Here is a 21,768-nt window from a genome sequence, read left to right as displayed (position 1 = left end):
ACTCCCTGTCGTCGGCCCGTGTTCGCCGGGCGCGGAACACTCTGTCCACCTACAACCCTAGCGCCGTAGCGTGACGGGATGCGCATCCTGGTCTTGGGCGGCACCGCCTTCCTGTCAGCAGAAATCGCCCGGCAGGCTGTTGCTGCCGGGCACGACGTCACCTGTTTGGCACGTGGTACTTCGGCTGGACCGCCCGACGGCGTCACGTGGGTCAGGAGCGACCGCGCCCTGGGCGCCGCAGCCTTCGCCGACCTCAAGGGACACTGGGACTCGGTGGTAGAGGTGTCCCGCGATCCGGTCCAGGCCCGTGAGGCCCTCGAAGCGTTGAGTGCAGGAGCAGGGCATTGGACGTTCGTCTCCAGCTGCTCGGTCTATGCAGACCATTCCATACCTGGTGCCGATGAGGGCGCTGCACTGCTCGAACCCCTGCCGGCGGGTCAGGCAGGCACCCCGGAAACTTATGGGGAGTCCAAGTCGGCGATTGAGCGGATGACGCTTGCTGCCGTGGGGGAGAAGGCGCACATCGTCCGTGCCGGACTCATTGGGGGACCAGGGGACGGGACTGACAGATACGGCTACTGGCCGGCTCGATTCGCTGCGAACACTGACCCTGTCCTGGTCCCGGATATCCCGGACGCCGCCACACAGATCATTGATGTCCGGGACCTCGCGGCGTGGGTCCTGCAGTCTGCTGAACAAGGGCTGGCCGGTACCTACAACGCCCTGGGAGACGTGGTGCGGTTCGAGGACTACATCGACGAGTCGCGGCGGGCTGCTGAAACCGCAGTGGGTGATCGTGCCGCTGAGGAGGTCATCCGGGCTGATGAAGACTGGCTGGTGGGCCATGGCGTGGAGTACTGGGCAGGTCCGGATTCCATGCCCCTCTGGCTGCCGGAAGGCCATGATGGCTTTCAAGCTCGGACCAACCGCGCCGCACGGGAGCGTGGCATGGCCCTGCGCCCGTGGCAGGAGACCTTGGCAGCCACGCTTGATGATGAACGTCAGCGAGGCTTGGACAGGGATCGCAAAGCCGGGCTGCGCCGTGACTCTGAGCAGAGGCTCGTGGCACTGTGGCGCCGTGAACAGCGTTAGGCGGCGGCCGTCGTCGTGAGCGGTTCGTGGAGAACCGGGAAGTTGACGCTGCGGGCAATGAAGCAAACCTGGTTGGCTTCATGATGAAGCTGCGGGACCACGTCTGCGTGGGCGGGATCGGTAATGGTGACGTGCGGCCTCAACGTGACACTTTCGAACTGCCCGCTGCCGTCCCGGTAGAGCTTCATGAGGCCTTCGGCTTTGTCCTCGTAACCGGTCACCACCACACCGTGTTTGACGGCCACATGCAGGAAGGACAGCATGTGGCACTGGGAGAGTGCTGCGAGTAGCAACTGTTCCGGGTTGTAGCGGGTCCGGTCCCCATGGAAAGTGGGATCTGCTGAACCTTTTAGCGTCGGAAGGCCATTGATTTCAACGTCGTGATCCCGGGAATACGCCCGATACCCGGCAGTGCCTTCACCGAGGTTTCCGGTCCAGCGGACAGTCAGTGCGTAATGGTGTTCGTGGAGGCCCATGCCGACAGTTTAGCTTTGGGGCGCCCACTATCCGCACGGGCCTCACACGGGGCGGGGCTTAGACGTCCGCTGCCCTTGCCCGCAGGGCCCGGGCCACGCTGTCACGGTTTTCCAGCATCATCCGGCGCAGTGCTGCGCTCTCCTCGGGAAGTCCGGCCAGGAAGGCATCGGTGCGGTCCACCGTAGCTTGTGTTGTGAGCTGTGCCGGGTAGAGACCCACCACGATCTGCTGTGCCAAGGCATGGGTGCGTTCCTCGACGATTTCAGGCACTGCCTCAAAATACTTCTCCGCGAAAGGCTCCAGCAAGGCGGTGTCCGTCACGCGCATGAAGCCGGCCACCGCTGAGGCTTGCAGGGCGTTGGAGAGGTCCCCCTTGACCACGATTGAATCCCAGGCTGCTGCCTTTGCCTCCGGCGTGGGTATGGCCGCCTTGGCCAGTGCTGCCGCGTTGTGGCCGTTGGAAGTGTTGTCGCGGGAGAGTTCTTCGTCTATGCGGGCCTGATCCTTCCGTCCGCCGGCCACCAGCGCCGTGAGGAGCTCCCACCGCATGTCCTGGTCGATAGAGAGGCCCTCGAGTGTCTCCGTGCCATCCAAGAGGGCCTGAATACGGTCAAACTGCCCGCCACTGCGTGCCAGCTGGGCGAATGACTTGGCGAACTGCAGTTGGGCGTCCGAGCCCGCCGCCGCGGACGAAGCGAGGTCCCACAGTTTGTCTGCGGCCGCAATCGTCGAGGCAAGCTTGTGTTCTGCCGCAACGAAGTACGTCAAGGTGGTGGCGAGCTGACGCAGCTGGACCAGGATCACCGAGGAGTCCGTTTCCGAGGCGATGTTCGCCAGGATCAGATCAACATAGCCGCGGGCGGGGGTTTCCCCGTCACGGGCTGCATCCCATGCCGAGCCCCACACCAGAGTGCGCGGCAGGCTGGCTGCGAAGTCTTTCAGATGGGCTTTGGCGGTGGCGAGGGAGTGTTCGTCCAAGCGGACCTTGGCATAGGCGAGGTCGTCGTCGTTGAGCAGGATCAAGTCCGGCCGGGCTTTGCCCACCAACGCGGGTACGTCGGTGCGGGGGCCGTCGACGTCGAGTTCCTCGCGATGCGTCCGCTCCAGCTTGCCGTGGTCGGAGAGTGAGTAGAAGCCGACGGCGAGTCGGTGCGGGCGGAGGGTGGGCTGTTCCTCGATGGCAGTCTGGAGGATCGCGAAGCCGGTGATGGTGCTGTCACCGGCAACTTCCAGCTCGGGCGCCAGGGTGTTCACGCCGGCAGTTTCGAGCCACAGCTTGCCCCATGCGTCCAGGTCCCTGCCGCTGGCGGCTTCGAGTTCCACCATGAGGTCGGCGAGCTCGGTGTTCTTCCAGGCATGCTTGGCGAAGTAGGTGCGCACGCCGGCCATGAACTGTTCCGGACCCACCCAGGCCACCAACTGCCGCAACACCGAGGCGCCCTTGGCGTAGGTGATGCCGTCGAAGTTCACCTCCACGTCTTCAAGGTCGTTGATCTCGGCGAAGATCGGGTGTGTGGTGGGAAGCTGGTCCTGCTTGTAGGCCCACGACTTCTCCACGGAGGCGAAAGTGGTCCAGGCCCGGTCGAATTCCGTGTTTTCCACGGCGGCCAGGTGCGACATGTATTCGGCGAAGGATTCGTTGAGCCAAAGGTCGTTCCACCAGCGCATGGTCACCAGGTCCCCGAACCACATATGCGCCAGTTCATGCAGGACCGTGATGGCGCGACGTTCAATCTGGGCGCCGGTGACTTTTCCGCGGAAGACGTAGCCTTCCAGGATGGTCACGGCACCGGCATTTTCCATGGCTCCGGCGTTGAACTCCGGGACGAACAGCTGGTCGTATTTCTCGAACGGGTACGGGAACCCGAACTGTGCCTCGAAGAATTCGAAGCCTTGGCGGGTCAGCTCGAAGATGTTGTCCGCATCGAGGTACTGCATGAGCGACTTGCGGGCAAAGACTCCCAACGGAATCACCCGGCCGTCGGAGCTGGTGACCTCGGAGCGAACTGATTGGTACGGCCCGGCGATCAAAGCCGTGACGTAGGAGGACAGGCGCGGGGTGGAGGCGAAGTTCCACACGGACCGTGCGGTGCCATCGCCGGCAGCAGGAGCTTCAACGGGAACCGGGGTGGGGGAGTTGGAGATAACGTCCCAGTGCGATGGCGCAGTGACCGTGAACGTGAAGCTGGCTTTCAGGTCCGGCTGCTCGAAGACTGCGAACATGCGGCGGGAGTCGGGAACTTCGAACTGCGTATACAGGTAAACCTCGCCATCCACGGGGTCTACGAAGCGGTGCAGGCCTTCCCCGGTGTTCATGTACGGAGCATCCGCCACCACCACTAATTCGTTGTTCGCGGCCAGGTCAGGGAGCTGGATGCGGACGCCGTCGGAGACCTCAGCCGGGTCCAGTTCCGTCCCGTTCAAGGTCACACTGTGGACTGCCGCCGTGATGGCGTCGATGAACGTCGACGAACCCTGCTCTGCAGAAAACCTAACCACCGTAGTGGAGCCGAAGGTCTCTGAACCTTGAGTCAGGTCCAGGGTGACGTGATAAGACTCGACGTTGAGCAGTTCGGCGCGTTTGGCAGCTTCGTCGCGCGTGAGGTTCAGGCCTGGCAAGTGGTGCCTCCGAAGATTTGGGATGGCCGGCCTGTCGTGGCCGGACGCTGGTGTGAAGCCATTCTTTCACTCCGCGCCGTTAAGGCAAGGAGCGGGCACCACAGTGTCGCCCTACGGAGTAGCGTTGGACTATGGCATCGTTCCGGGAAACTCTGGATTTCCGCGCACTGAGGTTTGCGGTTGCCTTTCCGCTGCTTCTTGCCGTCGGGTTTGTGGTGTGCGCCCAGATGTTGCGCAACGAGCTCCCCAATCCTGTTGCGGTGATGTGGAACGCCGACGGCGGCAGTTCTTTCGCGCCGTTCGGCGCCTATGTGGCTGGCGGCGCTGCCCTCATCATTTTCTGCGGATGGGCAGTCTTTCTTCAAGCAGTGTCAATAACCAGGCCTGTAGTCATGCGGCGCGTCATGATGGGGCTGGGCCTGACGGTAAGCCTCTTCATCACCACCGTGGTGGCGGCCGGGCTAGTGGGCCAATCAGGTCTGCCGGACGCGCGCGGGTCCCATGTGGACCCCATTGTGCTGGCCATGGGCAGCGGCGCCGCCGTGGCTTTGGGCGTGGTGATGATGTTCGCGTTCAAGCCGGACCCGCGGTGGACCCGGGAGGATGACGTGGCGCTCGAAGAAGAGCTGCGGCTTCTTGAAGATCCCGATCTTGCCCGCGATACGCTCCGGCTGTGGGTGCATGCCAGGAGTTCCGTCTTCATCATGATCGTTGTCTCGGCATTGTTCCCCGCTGCACTGATAGCGGTGGCTGTCCCATGGCTTGGGGCCCTTGTTGCGGCGGCCGCGTTGGTTGGCGCAGGGTTCCTGTTCGCCCGGGTGCGGGCTGATCGTGGAGGGCTCCAGGTATTCGCCGGCGGGATCATACGCGTCTTGACCGTACCCGCCGTCGACATCGCCGCAGCCGCCCCCGCGGAGGTCAAGGCCGCAGATTATGGCGGGTGGGGCTGGCGGCACCACGATGATGCCACCGCGATGCTGGTCGGCAGCGGCCCAGCCGTCGTCGTAAGGAAACTTAACGGTGGCCGGGTGGCGCTGAGCGCGGGCACGCAGGCCTCCGCGGACAAACTTGCGGGAGTCTTGAACCGGGCGGCGCATCGTGCCCGGGGCGACGGGCCGCCCCTTTAACCCCGGTAGCGGTACCCTAGGTAGCGCATCCCTCATCGTCGGGCCCGGCCGCACGCCGCAGCCGCGCGCCAGAAAGAATGGACTTCCTGTGACTACACCCCGCGTCCACATTGCTACAGACCACGCCGGCATGGAACTCAGTGCCCACTTGGTCAGCCACCTCACGGCCAAGGGCTACGAAGTGGTGGATCACGGGCCCAAGGAGTACGACGCCCTGGATGACTACCCTTCTTTCTGCATCAATGCCGGCCTTGCCGTTGTTGCAGACCAGAAGGCCGGAGTGCACGCCCTTGGCATTGTGCTGGGCGGCTCGGGCAATGGCGAGCAAATTGCTGCGAATAAGGTCAACGGCGTCCGCGCTGCCCTGGCCTGGAACCTCTCCACTGCAAAGCTGGCCCGCGAACACAACGATGCCAACGTCGTAGCTGTTGGCGGACGCCAGCACACCGTCGAAGAAGCCACTGAACTCATAGAAGCTTTCTTGCAGGAGCCCTTCAGCAACGACGAACGCCACGTTCGCCGCATCGGAAAAATCGCGGTGTACGAAACCACCGGCGAGATCGTCGAGTAGTGCCTGAGGGGCATTCGGTCCACAGGCTGGCCCGCCAATTCCAGGACGTCTTTGGGGGCCGGCGTCTGGAAGTTTCCAGCCCGCAAGGCAGGTTCACGGCGGGCGCGGAGCTCCTCACCGGGCACATCCTGGTTGACTCCACTGCCCACGGAAAGCAGCTCTTTCTCAGGTTTGACCACGATCTCTTCCTCCACGTCCACCTGGGTCTTTACGGGGCGTGGAGTTTCGGCGGCGACAGTACCTTCACGGGTGCGTCCAGCATCGGCGCCCCGCGGCGCATCGGTGAACGGGAAAGCGCCTCTGTGGCGGACGCCGATGCGTACGACGGCCCGCCCCCGCCGGTAGGCGCAGTGCGCGTCCGCCTGGTCTCTGACCACGGTTGGGCCGATCTCCGGGGCGCCACCACGTGTGCAGCCATCACCGCTGCTGAGGCTGCGGCCGTGCTGGCGCGCCTGGGCCCGGATCCGCTGCATAACCGGCCCGGAGACCGTGATGAGTTCATTCGACGCCTGCGTCGGCGTAAGACGGCAGTAGCGCTGCTGATGATGGACCAGTCGGTGCTGGCCGGGGTGGGGAACATCTACCGGGCCGAAGTCTTGTTCCGGCAGGCTGTGGACCCGTGGACGCCGGGAAGCGGCATTGATGCCGAAACGGCTGGTCGGCTCTGGGATGACACCGTGGTCACCATGTCGGACGGCGTCCGTGATGGACGGATTGTTACGACGCCGTCCACGCTGTGGACCGGCGGTGGCGTGATGGCGCCCGACGCCGACGCCCACTTTGTTTATAAGCGCCAGGGCCTGCCCTGCCGCGCCTGCGGGACGCTGGTGGGGGTAACTGAAATTGGCGCCCGCAAACTCTACTGGTGTCCCGGCTGCCAGGTTTAGGAAAGTTCCTGGTCAACAAAAAAGGGCCCCGATCCGTGGATCGGGGCCCTTTGGTATGGAGGGGACGACGGGAATCGAACCCGCGTAATCAGTTTGGAAGACTGAGGCTTTACCATTAAGCTACGTCCCCAGGACGGATATCCTTGTTTCGGACATCTTCCCGGCGGCTGTTCAAGCCGGGTACAACTAAACCTAATTCCGGCCGCAGTGTCAAATGTGCATTCTGGGCCCGCTTGCCCGTAGACTGTCCTGTGCCTTCGGGGTGTAGCTCAGCTTGGCTAGAGCACCTGCTTTGGGAGCAGGAAGTCGCAGGTTCAAATCCTGTCACCCCGACTCTGTGTTTGTGTCTGTTCAGGGGCACAACAGAAACCCATACCCACGAAATCAGGAGTACTTAGACTGTGAAGAGCGCTGTCGAGAACCTCACCGCAACGCGGGTCAAGCTCAACGTTGAGGTTCCCTATGAGGAACTTAAGCCGAGCATCGATGCCGCGTACAAGACCGTTGCTTCGCAGATCCAGGTTCCCGGATTCCGCAAGGGCAAAGTTCCCTCCAAGCTGATCGACCAGCGCGTTGGCCGTGGCTACGTTCTGGAGACCGCCATCAACGATGGCCTCAACGGCTGGTACCAGGCTGCAGTCCAGGAAACCGGTGTTCGGCCCCTGAGCCGCCCCGAAGTTGAAATCACCGAGGTTCCGGATCCGTCCGCAACCGATGGCGAGCTCAAGTTCCAGGTGGAGATCGACGTCCGCCCCGAGATCGAGCTGCCGGACTACGCCGGCATCAAGGTTGAGGTTGCTGCTGCCGAGTCTTCGGAAGCTGATGTCGACAAGGCGCTGGACGAACTTCGCGGCCGCTTCGGCACGCTGAAGTCCGTTGAGCGTCCTGCCAAGAACGACGACTTCCTGACCATCGACATCACCGCCACGATTGACGGCGAAGACATCGATTCCGCTTCCGGCCTTTCGTACCAGGTTGGTGCCGGTACCATGCTCGAAGGCCTTGACGAAGCCGTGACCGGCCTCTCGGCCGACGAGGAAGCAATCTTCGAGACCACGCTGGTTGGCGGCGACCACGCCGGCGAGGCCGCTCAGGTGAAGGTTGTTGTCAAGGCCGTCAAGGAGCGCGAGCTCCCCGAGGCAAACGACGACTTCGCGCAGCTTGCCTCCGAGTTCGACACCCTCGCTGAACTTCGTGAGGACCTCGCCAAGCAGGCTGCTGATTCCAAGGTAGTGGAGCAGGGCGTTGAAGCTCGCGATAAGGTTCTTGACAAGCTCGTTGAGCTGGTTGAGGTTCCTGTTCCCGACTCCGTGGTTGAAGAGCAGATCGAGGCTCACTTCAACCCGGAAAACGCACACGGCGAAGGTGACCACGACACCGAGGAGCACCGCGCCGAGGTCAAGGCCAACACCGAGCGCGCCTTCCAGAACGAGATCATCCTCGACGCCATTGCGGACAAGGAAGAAGTGGACGTCAGCCAGAACGAGCTGATCGACTACATCGTCACCACCGCAAGCCAGTACGGCATGGACCCCAACCAGTTCGCCCAGATCATCGATCAAAGCGGCCAGGTTCCCATGATGGTTTCCGAGGTCCGCCGTCGCAAAGCCCTGGCAGTTGTGCTGGGCCAGGCAGAGGTAGTGGACTCCGAAGGCAACAAGGTTGACCTCACGGACTTCGTCCGCCCTGCAGGCGAAGCAGCAGCCGAAGAGGACGCAGCAGTTGAAGCCACCGAAGAAGCTGAGGTTGCCGCAAGCGATGACCCCGCAGCAGTGAAGTTCTAGTCAACGACTCCTACCGGCCCCGGATCACATGATCCGGGGCCGGTTTGCTTTAAGGCTGAACAGTGGTGCTGATCGCAGACGTGCGCCGTCAGCGAACAGTGCGATTTCAGCGAACAAATCGCCCGTGAAAACGGTTAGTGTCCAAGTAGTGAAGTTCAGTGAGGTCACTGGCACCAGCGAGAGGTAAGTACTTATGTCACAGCAATCAGAGGCTCCACGGATGGCAACTGTCGATCCCGCAGCCCAGGACAACTACATCTACAACCGCCTGCTGAAAGAGCGCATCATCTGGCTCGGCTCTGAAGTCCGTGACGAGAATGCCAATGCCATCTGCTCTCAGCTCCTCCTCCTCTCGGCTGAAGACCCTGAGAAGGACATCTACCTGTACATCAACTCCCCGGGTGGTTCCGTGACCGCTGGCATGGCGATCTACGACACCATGCAGTTCATCCCGAACGACGTCGTCACCGTGGCAACGGGTCTGGCCGCCTCCATGGGCCAGTTCCTCCTGTCCTCCGGAACCAAGGGCAAGCGTTACGCGACACCCAATGCCCGCATCCTGATGCACCAGCCCTCGGGTGGCATCGGCGGCACCGCCTCGGACATCAAGATCCAGGCAGAACTGATCTTGCACATGAAGAAGGTCATGGCCGAACTCACGGCAGAACAGACCGGGCAGTCCGTGGAGACCATCCTCAAGGACAACGACCGCGACAAGTGGTTCACCGCGACTGAGGCATTGGAGTACGGCTTCTTCGACAAGATCTCGGCGCATGCCGGTTCTGTTGCCGGTGGCGGCGGAACGGCCAACCAGTCGAACTCCGAAAACTAACCGGCACAAGAACCACTGAAACCCCAGGAGTAAAGAACATGAACTACAACTTCGGATGGTCTGCCGGTAATCTCCCGTCCAGCCGTTACGTCCTGCCCCAGTTCGAGGAGCGCACGCCTTACGGCTTCAAGCGCCAGGACCCGTACACCAAGCTGTTCGAGGACCGCATCATCTTCCTCGGTGTACAGGTGGACGACGCTTCCGCTGACGACATCATGGCCCAGCTGCTGGTCCTTGAGTCGACTGATCCGGACCGCGACATCACCCTGTATATCAACTCGCCGGGTGGCTCCTTCACGGCAATGACGGCCATCTACGACACCATGCAGTACATTCGTCCGGAGATCCAGACGGTGTGCTTGGGTCAGGCAGCCAGCGCGGCCGCAGTCCTCCTTGCCGCCGGCACGCCCGGTAAGCGTCTGGCACTGCCGAACGCCCGCGTTTTGATCCACCAGCCGGCGCTTTCCGGCGGTCAAGGTGGACAGGCGTCCGACCTCGAGATCCAGGCGGCGGAAGTCATGCGCATGCGCACCTGGCTTGAAGATACGTTGGCACACCACTCGGGCCGTACGTCCGAACAGGTCAACAATGACATCGAGCGAGACAAGATTCTTACCGCTGCGGATGCCCTGAGCTACGGTCTCATTGACCAGGTTCTGGACTCCCGGAAGATCAAGCCCCAGGCAATCACCCGGTAGCACATGGATTTGGACGCCGGTGCGGTTCACGAAATATGGACCGCACCGGCGTTCTGTTTCCACCCAAGCAGCCCATTGTGACCTAGAGTGGATCTTGTCACGGTGGTGCCAACCGCGGCGCAGCCGCACACTTGAGTACGGCGCGGAGCCGCATCACCCGCATGCAACGAAGGGATTCACACATGGCTCGGATTGGCGAGAGCACGGATCTGCTGAAGTGTTCTTTCTGCGGAAAGAGCCAAAAGCAGGTACGGAAGCTGATTGCCGGGCCCGGTGTCTACATCTGCGATGAGTGCATCGAGCTTTGCAACGAGATCATCGAGGAAGAGCTCGCGGAAGTTTCCGATCTCGGCAGTTTTGAACTGCCCAAACCTCGTGAGATCTTCGACTTCCTGCAGGAATATGTGATCGGCCAAGAGCCGGCCAAGCGTTCCCTTGCGGTAGCTGTCTATAACCATTACAAGCGCATTCAGGCCGGTCACGCTCCCAAGGCCGGCAGCCTCGGTGAGGGATCCCATCACGAGGATGTGGAGATCGCCAAGTCCAACATCCTTCTGATCGGCCCTACAGGCTGCGGAAAGACCTACCTCGCCCAGACTCTCGCCCGTCGGCTCAACGTGCCGTTCGCCGTGGCCGACGCCACTGCCCTGACGGAAGCAGGCTATGTTGGCGAGGACGTAGAGAACATCCTCCTCAAGCTCATCCAAGCCGCTGACTATGATGTCAAGAAGGCCGAGCAAGGCATCATCTACATCGACGAGATCGACAAAATCTCCCGTAAGAGCGAGAACCCGTCCATCACCCGCGATGTATCCGGCGAAGGCGTGCAGCAGGCTCTGCTCAAGATCCTTGAAGGCACTGTGGCCTCTGTTCCACCCCAGGGTGGAAGGAAGCACCCGCATCAGGAATTCATTCAGATCGATACCACCAATGTCCTGTTCATTGTGGCCGGAGCCTTCGCGGGACTGGAAGACATCATTGGTTCGCGTTCCGGCCGCAAAGGCATCGGATTCGGTGCGCCGCTCAACGAAGCCCGGGACAACGTGGATACTTACGGCGAAGTTATGCCTGAGGACTTGCTCAAGTTCGGGTTGATTCCGGAATTCATCGGCAGGCTCCCGGTCATCACTACGGTCTCCAGCCTGGACCGGCCGGCATTGATTCAGATCCTGTCCACGCCAAAGAACGCCTTGGTGAAGCAATACCAGAAGATGTTCCAACTTGATGGCGTGGAGTTGCAGTTTGACGACGACGCCCTGGATGCCATAGCGGACCAGGCTCTTGAACGTGGCACGGGCGCACGTGGCCTGCGGGCCATCATGGAAGATGTATTGCTCCCCGTCATGTTCGATCTTCCCAGCAGAGACGACATCGCAACCGTGGTGATCACGGCCGACGTCGTTGCCAAGACAGCACAGCCCACCATGATTGCCCACGACGTAGTGGCAAAGCGGCGGAATAAGTCCGCCTAGACTGCCGTTGGAAAAAGGGAGCGGCTTGGTTGCGAGCTGCCTTTAAAGCCACGTTTCCACTCTTCCGAGGAGTTCTCTGTGTCCGAACAGCTTGTGTCTGAAGTGACCGCGTCCCACAAAACCGTCAACAAGGCAGATTTCTGGTTCGATCCCGTCTGCCCCTTCGCGTGGATTACCTCGCGTTGGATCGGTGAAGTGGAGCAGGTGCGGGGCATCGAGACCGAATGGCACGTCATGAGCCTTTCCGTGCTGAACGAAGGCCGCGATCTACCTGCCGACTACAGGGCCATGATGGACGACAGCTGGGGGCCCGTTCGTGTGATCATCGCAGCGCAGGAGCTCCACGGCAGCAGTTACGTCAAGCCCCTCTACGATGCCATGGGTGAACAGATCCACCATGAGGGCAACAAGGACCGCGCATCCGTGATTCAGAAAGCCCTGGCGGACACCGGGCTTCCCGCGGACCTGGCACGTTTTGCCACTTCCGATGAATATGATTCCAAGCTGCGCGCCAGCCACGAGGCCGGAATTTCATTGGTCGGCCAGGATGTAGGAACTCCCGTGGTATCCGTCAACGGCACGGCGTTCTTTGGTCCGGTGCTCACCCGCATTCCGCGTGGCGAGGAAGCCGGGAAGATCTGGGATGCAACCGTCACTCTGGCCGGCTACCCGCACTTCTTCGAGTTGAAGCGCAGCCGCACTGAAAGCCCTGAATTCAACTAACGGCTTGTTGCCCTCCAGAGGACATGACCGGCCTACTTGAGGAACCGTGACGCACGCCGGTCGGCGAGGATCTTCCCGTTGGTCTGGCAGGTGGCGCAATACTGAAGCGAGGTGTCCGCGAAGGACACCTCGCGGACGGTATCCCCGCACACCGGGCAGGGCTGACCGGTTCTGGCATGGACCCGGAAGTTGCTGCGCTTGGTGTCTTTAAGCTCGTTGGAAGGTTTGCCGGCTGCTGCGTTGACGGCGCCGACCAGAACCTCCTGCATGGATTCATAGAGGCGGGCCACCGTTGCCTGGTCGAGGGACTTGGCGGTGGCGAACGGGGAAATCCTGGCGGCGTGGAGAATTTCGTCGCTGTAGGCGTTGCCAATCCCTGCGATCACGCTCTGGCTGCGCAGCAGGCCTTTGATCTGTTGCGAGCTGGAGCCCACAATGCCGGCCAGTGCGTCCAGGTCAAAATCGGGGCTCAGGGGCTCCGGTCCCAGCGTGGCTATTCCCGGAACGTCCTGAGGATCCTTCACCACGTAGATGGCCAGGCTCTTCTTGGTTCCTGCTTCGGTCAGATCCACCCCGATGTGGGCATCGTCGGCAGGCCTGTGGAGCAAGAGCCGTGCCGAGATGTTGCTTTTGCCCATGCGCAGCCCTGCAGATGACGGGTGTTCGGTATACCTGACCCAGCCGGCTTTTGCCAAGTGGAAAATAAAGAACAGTCCATCGGCGTCCAGGCATACGAACTTGCCGATGCGGTGCGCACCAAGGATGGTCCGGCCTTCGAGTGCAGTGAAAGGGGGATCGGCCGTCTTGAGTGCAGAGAAGGAGTTGATGCGGACCTCGGTCAGCACGGCTCCATGGAGTTGGGTGTCCAAGTACATGCACAGGCCGTGCACTTCGGGGAGTTCCGGCATGGTCAATACTCTGCCACAGCTGGCCTTCCAGCGGCACACAAACTACAGGTTTGTAGTTCTCGCGAAAGCCTTGTGCATCAACCCCAACGGGACAACAATGGTTCTTACCCACTTCGAAAGAAGAGGGACACGGAAACCAAAGATTCAGTGATTGCAACCGACGCAGCCTTTGGCAAAGTTGGAAGCAACCTACCAGTGATGAGGTAGGAAGACCTGAAATTCCAAGGATTCCGCCAGACTGTCAAGTCATCACCAGACAGCCGAAAAGTCGAAGCCCCACCAACGGCAAAACGCTGATGGGGCTTCCCCTTTGCCCGAAATCCCTGGATGGGACCGACTCTGGCTACGACGCGGGCTGCTCCTCGACAGGTGCCAGGACAACATCGCTGACTGTCAGTTCGCCTTCGCCGGACTGAAGAGTGATCTCCCGTGCGTTCGCGGCTGCCTTCAAGTCACCCAGGCCGGCCTTCAACTGGGCTACCAGCACTTCCGAAGCGGTAATGGATGCCGAAAGCACCTCGGTGCGCTGCTTGACCTTGGCCTCGGACTTTGCCTTGCGGATACCGCTGAGTGCTACGCCCACGGTGCCGAGCATGGTGGTGTCACCATCGGTGATCTCCAAGGCTGCCGGCCACTGTGCGCGGTGAACTGATCCGGTGCGCCACCAGCCCCAGACCTCTTCGGTGGCGAAGGGCAGGAACGGTGCGAACAGGCGCAGCAGGGAGTCAAGCGTTGTGGCCAAGGCGGCCAGGACGGATGCCTGCTCGGTTTTGCCAGCGGCACCGTAGGCACGGTCCTTGATGAGCTCCACGTAGTCGTCCGTGAACTGCCAGAAGAAGGACTCGGTGATCTGGAGTGCACGGGAGTAGTCGTAGTTCTCGAATGCCTTGGTGGATTGGGCAACGACGTCGGACAGTTGAGCGAGCAGCGCACGGTCCAACGGGTTGGTCAGCACGGAGAGGTCGCTGGACACCACCGAGTTCTCAGTAGCACCGAGGTTCAGCACGAACTTCGAAGCGTTCAGCAGCTTGATGGCCAGGCGGCGGCCGATCTTCATCTGGGCAATCTCGTAGGCCGTGTCCGCACCGAGTTTTGCTGACGCTGCCCAGTAGCGCACGGCATCCGAACCGTACTCGTTCAGCACATCCGTGGGCACCACCACGTTGCCCTTGGACTTGGACATTTTCTTCCGGTCCGGGTCAAGGATCCAGCCGGAAATGGCCGCGTGCTTCCACGGGGCGCTCTTCTGCAGGGCATCGGCGCGAACGGCAGAGGAGAACAACCAGGTGCGGATGATGTCGTGTCCCTGCGGACGGAGGTCGAACGGGTAGACCTTGGAGAACAGGTCCTCGTCGCGGCTCCAGCCACCCACAATCTGCGGGGTCAGGGAGGACGTTGCCCAGGTATCCAGCACGTCAGCGTCGCCTGTGAAGCCGTTGGGCTGATCGCGCTGTGATTCCTCAAAACCAGGTGCGGCATCAGCGGCAGGGTCCACGGGGAGCATCTGGTCCGAAGGCAGGATGGGGTTGTCGTAGTCCGGGTTGCCCTGGGCATCCAAGGGATACCAGACGGGAATCGGCACACCAAAGAAGCGCTGGCGGGATACCAGCCAGTCGCCGTTCAGGCCGGCGATCCAGTTCTCATAGCGTGAGCGCATGAACGCGGGGTGGAAGGTGATTTCCTGACCCCGGCCGATCAGGCGTTCGCGGCGTTCTTCGTCGCGCCCACCGTTGCGGATGTACCACTGCCGGGAGGTCACAACTTCCAGGGGCTTGTCGCCCTTTTCGAAGAAGTTCACCGGGTGGGTGATCTTCTTGGGTTCGCCATCAAGCAGGTCCGCTGCCTTGAGCAGTTCAACCACGGCTTCCTTGGCGGAGAAGGCAGTCTTGCCGGCGATCGCGGCGTAAGCTTCCTTGCCGGCCTCGGTGGTGATCCACTCCGGGGCTTCGGCAATGATGCGGCCGTCGCGGCCCATGATGGCGCGGGTAGGCAGCTGAAGTTCACGCCACCAGGTGACGTCGGTCAGGTCACCGAAGGTACAAACCATGGCGATACCCGAGCCCTTGTCCGCCTTGGCGAGGGGGTGGGCCTTGACCTCGAGCTCCACATCGAACAGGGGGGACGTGACGGTCTTGCCGAACAGCGGCTGGTACCGCTCGTCGTCGGGGTTTGCCACCAGAGCCGCGCACGCCGCGAGTAGTTCCGGGCGCGTGGTTTCGATGAAGATCTTTTCGCCGTCTTCGGTGAAGAACGGGTAGCGGTAGTAGGCGCCTGCAACTTCGCGGTCCTCAAGTTCGGCCTGTGCCACCGCGGTGCGGAATGTCACGTCCCACAGTGTGGGGGCTTCGGCCATGTAGGCGTCACCGGCGGACAGGTTGGCAAGGAAGGCGCGCTGGGACACGGCACGGGAGGTGTCGTCAATGGTGCGGTACGTCAGATCCCAGTCCACCGAAAGGCCGAGGGTCTGGAACAGGTTCTCGAAGACTTTCTCGTCCTCAACGGCGAGTTCCTCGCACAGTTCGATGAAGTTCTGGCGCGATACGACGTCGAAATCGCGTTGGTTCTTGGCCGGTTGTGCCGGGGGCGTGTAATCGGCCTTGTAGGGGATGGCGGGATCGCAACGCACACCGTAGTAGTTCTGGACGCGGCGCTCGGTAGGCAGTCCATTGTCGTCCCAGCCCATGGGGTAGAAGACATTCTTGCCGGTCATGCGCATGTAGCGGGCCTGGACGTCAGTCTGGGTGAAGGAGAACATGTGGCCCACGTGGAGCGAGCCGGACGCCGTGGGCGGGGGAGTGTCGATCGAGTAGACCTGCTCCCGGGTGGTGTCCGGGTTGAACTTGTAGGTTCCTTCTTCGAGCCAGCGCTGCGTCAAGGCAGCCTCAAGGCCTTCAAGGGCCGGCTTGTCGGGAACGTTGATGGGGGCGGTGGCGGGCGTGTCTGTACCCTGCGTTGATTCAGCCATGGGTCAATTGTTTCATGGCCTGGCGTTACAGCCCGCCCGTCAAGGGAGCCCACGCCCCGGATAAGGTTGTTCCATGACTTTGCCAGCGCACAGCACGCCTTCCGGACAGAACCCAAGGAACAACAAGACGGCGGTGGTCACCGGTGCCAGCACCGGCATTGGCGAGGCCACAGTGAAGGCGCTCGTATCCGCCGGATGGAAGGTCTTCGCCGTGGCGCGCCGGGCGGACAGGCTCGACGCCTTGAGCGCGGGCACTGGCGCCGTGCCGTTTCCCGCCGACATCACCAACGACGACGACGTCGCCGCCTTGCTCGCGGCCGTCACCGAGGCCGGAGGTGCTGACACCCTCATCAACATCGCCGGCGGCGCACGCGGCGCTGACACCATCGCCAACGCTGACACCGAAGATTGGGATTGGATGTATCAGGTCAATGTCCTGGGCACCATGAAGATCACCCGCGCCTTCCTGCCCATGCTGCGGGAACACGGCGAAGGAACCGTCCTGAACCTCACATCCACCGCAGGGCTGTCCGCCTACGAGGGCGGCGCGGGCTACAACGCCGCCAAGTTCGCCCAGCACGCCATGACCAACGCCCTGCGCCTTGAAGAGGTGGGCAACAACGTCCGGGTCATCGAGGTGGCTCCAGGGCTGGTACAGACCGAAGAGTTCGCGCTGAACCGCCTCGGAGACAAAGACGCAGCGGCCAAGGTCTACGCCGGGGTCGAGAAGCCCCTGACCGCTGATGACGTGGCAGATGTGGTCAACTACGCCGTCTCACTTCCTCACCACATCAACCTCGACCAGATCGTGGTCCGCCCGGTGGCGCAGGCCGCCAACCATAAGCTGGTCCGCAAAGAAGGCTAAAGACGTTGCCAAGCCGCTGTGACGTCGTTGGCCCACGACGGTTTAGCGGCTTGGCGACGAGCTAATCGGCCGGAATGATCAGCCGGGCCATGATGGCTGCGTGATCGCTCCCGGGAACCTGGTGGACGGAGTAGTCGCTGCTGCTGATTCCGGGCGAGGTGACCATATGGTCGATCACGATGCCCGGAAGCGGTAACCCTTCCATGGGCCATGTGGGAGAAAGCCGTCCCCCGGAGGCTGTTCCGACGTCCACTAGCTTCGTGCCTCCCTGTTGACCTGCCAGGGTTCCTTGCCGACCCAGTGCAGTATCCAGCATGCCCCGGAACTCGGAGTGATCGTACGTGGCGTTGTAGTCGCCCATCAGCAGGTGACGTCCTGGGCGGGATGCTTGGCGGGCCACTTTGTCCAAGTCGCTTCGCCACTGACCGATTCGCTCATCAACGGGCGGAAGGGCGTGGACATTGGTGAGGTTCAAGGTGGCCGTTGTACCGGCCCCCGCATCCGTGACCAGTACCCGCGTGACGTCCATCCGGAACGGGGTATCAGGCAAAAGTCCCATGGCCTCGAGTGGAAACACCGAATACACGGCCCCACCGGAGGCGTCCTCACTGGGCTCACTGAGCCGGTTGGGCAGCAGTTGATCCAAGCCCTCGGACTGCAGGCGGTCCTCAAGTCCCTGAGTGTGTTCCTGGATAGCCAGCAGTTGAATGCCGTTCTCACGGACAAGCCGCACGATGCTCGCGGCATCCGCTTCCCCGTATTCAGAGTTCAGGCTCATCACTTCCACCGGGACGGATACAGTGCCTGCAGGTAATGCTTCCGGCTTTCCAGCGTCCAATGGGAACAGCCACAACAGCTGGACTGCCAACAGCGCCGTCGTCGTGAAGATGACCCAAAGCCTGCGCCCCACCACAGCAAGCGCCACGGCAAACGCTGCCGGAAGCACCATCCAAGGTGTGAAGGACAGCAATTGCACCACGATGAGGGGCCATTCCACAGGGATTGCCCGGAACATTGATACCCCCGCCACCGGCATCACCATCAGCAGAGCCAGCACGGACCATGCCACCGAAGGCTGGCGTCGAGCCGGTCTGGTTGCTGGAGGGGCGGGGGATGGGTGCGTCATGGCCTCGAGTCTATGCACCGCCACACGTACCGCACTCCATCTACGGGATGAACCTCGGGTAGAGCAGTTGCCCCACTGACGCTAGACTTGAAGGACCAGCTTTGACCCGGCCATCACCGGTGAGCTTCCGGAAGAACAGCACTGACCATCAACACGGTGGAATGCGCCCAGTAGAACCGGGCGGGTAAGCCCGTCACAGCAGTAATGAGAGGCCGGAAAATTCTTTCCGGTAAGTGAGGTGGTACCGCGGTACCTGCGCAGCCGACAGGCAGCACAGACGCCGTCCTCGCATCCTGACAGTCAACCAGCTATCACAGGATATGAGATGACCCACTACCCCAAGGCCTCAGCGTCTTCGCCCGGCACGCACGGCGTGTCCGCTTCCGTGAAATTCCCGGAAATCGAAGAGCGCATCCTCAAATACTGGGACGAAGACGGCACCTTCCAGGCCAGCATCGACCAACGCGATGCGGGCAAGGACGGCAGCAACGAGTTCGTCTTCTACGATGGCCCTCCCTTCGCCAACGGCCTTCCGCACTACGGCCACCTCCTCACCGGCTACGCCAAGGACCTCGTAGGCCGCTATCAGACCCAGCGCGGCAAGCGGGTTGAGCGACGCTTCGGCTGGGACACTCACGGACTTCCGGCAGAGCTCGAAGCCATGAAGCAGCTGGGCATGACGGACAAGACCCAGATCGAAGCCATGGGCATCGACAAATTCAACGACGCCTGCCGCGCCTCCGTGATGAAGTACGCCAACGAGTGGAAGGCCTACGTCACCCGCCAGGCCCGTTGGGTGGACTTCGAGAACGACTACAAGACCCTCAACGTGGAGTACATGGAGTCCGTGCTCTGGGCCTTCAAGCAACTGCACGAGAAGGGCCTGACCTACAACGGCTACCGCGTACTGCCGTATTGCTGGAAGGACGAGACCCCTCTGTCCAACCACGAACTCCGCATGGACGACGACGTCTACAAGAACCGCCAGGACCAGACGGTCACCGTGACGTTCCCCATTAAGGCGGGGGAGTCGGAGCTTTCCAAGGCCCTCGAAGGCGTGCAGGCGCTCGCATGGACCACCACGCCCTGGACATTGCCCACCAACCTGGCGCTCGCCGTCGGGCCTGACATCTCTTACGCTGTCCTGCCCGCAGGACCCAACGGCGTCAAGGCTGCTTCCTCTGAGGCACCGGTCACGGGCAGCTTCCTGCTCGCGGCTGACCTGCTGGGGTCCTACGCCAAGGATTTGGGGTACGACGACGCCGATGCCGCAACTGCCGCTGTGGTGTCCACCCACACGGGTGCCGAGCTGGCGGGCTTGGAGTACGAACCGCTCTGGAACGACTTCGCTGATGCTGAAAAGTACGGCACGCAGAATGCTTGGCGCTTCCTCGTGGCCGATTACGTCACCACCACCGACGGTACGGGCATCGTCCACCAGGCTCCGGCCTATGGCGAGGATGACCAGAAGGTCTGTGAAGACGCAGGGATCCCCGTGGTCCTGTCCGTGGACGAGGGCGCCAAGTTCCTGCCGTTGTTCGCCAATGGCGAGCTTGCTTCGATCGTCGGTCTTCAGGTTTTCGATGCCAACAAGCCCATCACCCAGGTGCTCCGCGCCGATGGCCGCTTGGTCCGCCAGGCCAGCTACGAGCACAGCTACCCGCACTGCTGGCGCTGCCGGAACCCGCTGATCTACCGTGCTGTGTCCTCCTGGTACGTGGAGGTCACCAAGTTCAAGGACCGCATGTCCGAGCTGAACCAGGAGATCAACTGGATCCCCGGCAACGTCAAGGACGGCCAGTTCGGTAAGTGGTTGGACAACGCCCGCGACTGGTCCATCAGCCGTAACCGCTACTGGGGTTCGCCCATCCCGGTGTGGCAGTCGGATGACCCCGAGTACCCGCGCACGGACGTTTACGGTTCGCTGGCCGAGATGGAAGCCGACTTCGGCCGTCTGCCCGTCAACAACGAAGGACAGGTGGACCTGCACCGCCCGTTCATCGATGAGCTGACGCGTCCCAACCCGGACGACCCCACCGGCAAATCCACCATGCGCCGTGTGGAAGACGTTCTTGACGTTTGGTTCGACTCCGGGTCCATGCCGTACGGCCAGGTGCACTACCCGTTCCAGAACGAGGAATGGTTCAACACCCATAACCCGGCCGACTTCATCGTGGAGTACATCGGACAGACACGCGGCTGGTTCTACATGCTCCACATCCTGTCCACTGCATTGTTCGACAGGCCGGCGTTCCGCAACGTAATCAGCCACGGCATCGTGCTGGGCTCTGATGGGCAGAAGATGTCCAAGAGCCTGCGCAACTACCCGGACGTATCTGAGGTCCTGGATCGCGACGGTTCCGATGCCATGCGCTGGTTCCTCATGTCCAGCCCCATCCTCCGCGGCGGCAACTTGGTGGTCACTGAGCAGGGCATCCGCGACGGCGTGCGTCAGGTCATCCTGCCGCTGTGGAACGTGTACAGCTTCTTCACGCTGTACACGAATGCCGCGAACGGTGGTTCCGGCTACGAAGCCAAGCTCCGCTATGACGGCTACGCCGACACGCTGGATCAGTACCTCCTGGCCAACACCGGGGACCTGGTCCGCAACATCACTACCAGCCTGGACGCGTACGACATCTCCGGTGCCTGCGATGAACTGCGTAGCTACCTGGACATGCTCACCAACTGGTACGTCCGCCGCAGCCGCCAGCGGTTCTTCGATGAGAACGTTGACGCTTTCGACGCCCTGTACACGGCTCTTGAAGCGGTGTGCCGTGTCTCTGCTTCCTTGCTGCCGCTTGTATCGGAAGAGATCTGGCGCGGACTGACGGGTGGTCGTTCAGTCCATCTGGCGGACTGGCCCGACGCTACGCTGTTCCCGTCCAACCCTGAACTGGTTGAGGCGATGGACCGGGTCCAGCAGATCTGCTCCACCGGCTCCAGCTTGCGCAAGGCAGCGAACCTGCGTGTTCGCCTGCCGTTGCAGGAACTGACTGTGGTGGCACCCGGTGCAGATGCGCTGGAAGGCTTTGCCGCCGTCGTCGCCGATGAACTGAACCTCCGTTCGGTCCGTTTGCTCGACGCCGCTACTGCGTCACCGGAGGAGTTCGGGATTGAGCAGAAGCTCGTGGTCAACGCCCGGGCTGCTGGTCCCCGTTTGGGCAAGAACGTGCAGCAGGCCATCAAGGGATCCAAGTCCGGCGACTGGTCTGTCAGTGACGCCGGGGTGGTGGTGGCTGGTGGACTGGAGCTCGAGCCGCAGGAATACACGCTGGAAACCGTGGTGGCAGAAGCGGCCGACGGCGGTGCTGCCGCCAAGAAGGCAGTCGCGGTGCTGCCCGGCGGCGGCTTCGTGGTCCTGAACACCGAGGTCACTGCTGAACTTGCAGCCGAGGGGCTGGCTCGTGACATGGTCCGCGCCATCCAGCAGGCCCGCAAGGATGCCGGGCTCAACGTGAGCGACCGCATCCGCACTTCCGTGGAGGCCGGGCAGGACGTGGTGGATGCCTTGGAAGCCAACTCGGAGCTCGTCAAGACCGAAACGTTGACGTTGGAACTGGAAGTCCTGTTGGCCAGTGTCGACGAACCGCAGGTCACGGTCGCAAAGGCAGGTGCCTGA

General features: G+C 62.0%; 16 protein-coding genes and 2 tRNA genes. 12 read left to right on the top strand and 6 right to left on the bottom strand.

Going from position 1 to position 21,768, the window contains the following annotated elements; translation table 11 throughout:
* Positions 1-78 precede the first annotated feature (78 nt).
* Positions 79-1,092, top strand: a complete 1,014-nt coding sequence (locus ACZ5J0_RS11070; RefSeq protein ID WP_464093119.1) for an NAD-dependent epimerase/dehydratase family protein — start codon at positions 79-81, stop codon at positions 1,090-1,092.
* Here the strand turns inward: ACZ5J0_RS11070 and ACZ5J0_RS11065 are convergent.
* Positions 1,089-1,568 (bottom strand): OsmC family protein, encoded by a 480-nt coding sequence (locus ACZ5J0_RS11065; protein ID WP_464093118.1) that lies wholly within the window; start codon positions 1,566-1,568, stop codon positions 1,089-1,091. The genes ACZ5J0_RS11070 and ACZ5J0_RS11065 overlap by 4 nt on opposite strands.
* 58 nt (positions 1,569-1,626) lie before the next feature.
* Complete coding sequence (gene pepN, locus ACZ5J0_RS11060; protein ID WP_464093117.1) at positions 1,627-4,188, bottom strand: aminopeptidase N; 2,562 nt, start codon at positions 4,186-4,188, stop codon at positions 1,627-1,629.
* A 131-nt stretch (positions 4,189-4,319) separates the two neighbouring features.
* Between pepN and ACZ5J0_RS11055 the strand changes: the two genes are divergently transcribed.
* From ACZ5J0_RS11055 to ACZ5J0_RS11045, 3 genes are all read left to right on the top strand, one after another.
* Positions 4,320-5,315, top strand: coding sequence for a hypothetical protein (locus ACZ5J0_RS11055; protein WP_464093116.1), 996 nt, complete (start codon positions 4,320-4,322; stop codon positions 5,313-5,315).
* Positions 5,316-5,445: 130 nt separating this feature from the next.
* Positions 5,446-5,886, top strand: coding sequence for a ribose-5-phosphate isomerase (locus ACZ5J0_RS11050; protein ID WP_167532122.1), 441 nt, complete (start codon positions 5,446-5,448; stop codon positions 5,884-5,886).
* A complete protein-coding gene (locus ACZ5J0_RS11045) occupies positions 5,886-6,773 on the top strand; it encodes an Fpg/Nei family DNA glycosylase (protein WP_464093115.1) in 888 nt (295 codons plus the stop codon). Before ACZ5J0_RS11050 ends, ACZ5J0_RS11045 begins: the two co-directional genes overlap by 1 nt.
* A gap of 56 nt (positions 6,774-6,829) precedes the next feature.
* On the opposite strand, the gene ACZ5J0_RS11040 is transcribed toward ACZ5J0_RS11045, so the two are convergent.
* Positions 6,830-6,903: transfer RNA gene (locus ACZ5J0_RS11040), tRNA-Gly, on the bottom strand.
* 128 nt (positions 6,904-7,031) lie between these two features.
* Here ACZ5J0_RS11040 and ACZ5J0_RS11035 point away from each other — a divergent pair.
* The 6 genes from ACZ5J0_RS11035 (at position 7,032) to ACZ5J0_RS11010 (ending at position 12,282) form a co-directional block, all read left to right on the top strand.
* Positions 7,032-7,106 (top strand) — tRNA-Pro (locus ACZ5J0_RS11035).
* A gap of 68 nt (positions 7,107-7,174) precedes the next feature.
* The gene (gene tig / locus ACZ5J0_RS11030) at positions 7,175-8,557 is read left to right on the top strand and encodes a trigger factor (protein ID WP_464093114.1); all 1,383 of its coding nucleotides are present in this window, start codon (positions 7,175-7,177) and stop codon (positions 8,555-8,557) included.
* Positions 8,558-8,777: 220 nt separating this feature from the next.
* Complete coding sequence (locus ACZ5J0_RS11025; protein WP_014922040.1) at positions 8,778-9,389, top strand: ATP-dependent Clp protease proteolytic subunit; 612 nt, start codon at positions 8,778-8,780, stop codon at positions 9,387-9,389.
* A gap of 38 nt (positions 9,390-9,427) precedes the next feature.
* Positions 9,428-10,087 (top strand): ATP-dependent Clp protease proteolytic subunit, encoded by a 660-nt coding sequence (locus tag ACZ5J0_RS11020; protein ID WP_024816918.1) that lies wholly within the window; start codon positions 9,428-9,430, stop codon positions 10,085-10,087.
* 182 nt (positions 10,088-10,269) lie between these two features.
* Positions 10,270-11,559 carry an ATP-dependent Clp protease ATP-binding subunit ClpX gene (clpX, locus tag ACZ5J0_RS11015; protein WP_024816917.1) on the top strand — a complete coding sequence of 430 codons (1,290 nt, stop codon included), beginning with the start codon at positions 10,270-10,272 and terminating at the stop codon, positions 11,557-11,559.
* A gap of 78 nt (positions 11,560-11,637) precedes the next feature.
* On the top strand, positions 11,638-12,282 hold the full coding sequence (locus ACZ5J0_RS11010) for a mycothiol-dependent nitroreductase Rv2466c family protein (RefSeq protein WP_142938996.1): 645 nt from the start codon (positions 11,638-11,640) through the stop codon (positions 12,280-12,282).
* A 32-nt stretch (positions 12,283-12,314) separates the two neighbouring features.
* Here ACZ5J0_RS11010 and ACZ5J0_RS11005 read toward each other — a convergent pair whose 3' ends face one another.
* Together ACZ5J0_RS11005 and valS are read right to left on the bottom strand one after the other, a co-directional pair.
* On the bottom strand, positions 12,315-13,190 hold the full coding sequence (locus tag ACZ5J0_RS11005; RefSeq protein ID WP_464093113.1) for an Fpg/Nei family DNA glycosylase: 876 nt from the start codon (positions 13,188-13,190) through the stop codon (positions 12,315-12,317).
* 343 nt (positions 13,191-13,533) lie between these two features.
* The gene (gene valS, locus ACZ5J0_RS11000) at positions 13,534-16,155 is read right to left on the bottom strand and encodes a valine--tRNA ligase (protein ID WP_464093112.1); all 2,622 of its coding nucleotides are present in this window, start codon (positions 16,153-16,155) and stop codon (positions 13,534-13,536) included.
* A gap of 73 nt (positions 16,156-16,228) precedes the next feature.
* Between valS and ACZ5J0_RS10995 the strand changes: the two genes are divergently transcribed.
* Positions 16,229-17,020: an SDR family oxidoreductase gene (locus tag ACZ5J0_RS10995; RefSeq protein WP_142938999.1), complete on the top strand. Its 792-nt coding sequence runs from the start codon at positions 16,229-16,231 to the stop codon at positions 17,018-17,020.
* Between the two features lie 61 nt (positions 17,021-17,081).
* Here the strand turns inward: ACZ5J0_RS10995 and ACZ5J0_RS10990 are convergent, their stop codons facing one another.
* A complete protein-coding gene (locus tag ACZ5J0_RS10990) occupies positions 17,082-18,146 on the bottom strand; it encodes an endonuclease/exonuclease/phosphatase family protein (RefSeq protein WP_464093111.1) in 1,065 nt (354 codons plus the stop codon).
* Positions 18,147-18,471: 325 nt separating this feature from the next.
* On the opposite strand from ACZ5J0_RS10990, the gene ileS reads away from it, so the two are divergent.
* Positions 18,472-21,768 (top strand): isoleucine--tRNA ligase, encoded by a 3,297-nt coding sequence (ileS, locus tag ACZ5J0_RS10985; protein WP_464093110.1) that lies wholly within the window; start codon positions 18,472-18,474, stop codon positions 21,766-21,768.

The organism is Arthrobacter sp. DualSoilB13 (assembly GCF_055389195.1).
The sequence above is the reverse complement of the archived record's forward strand: the minus strand, read 5'-3'. Positions and strand labels throughout refer to the sequence as shown.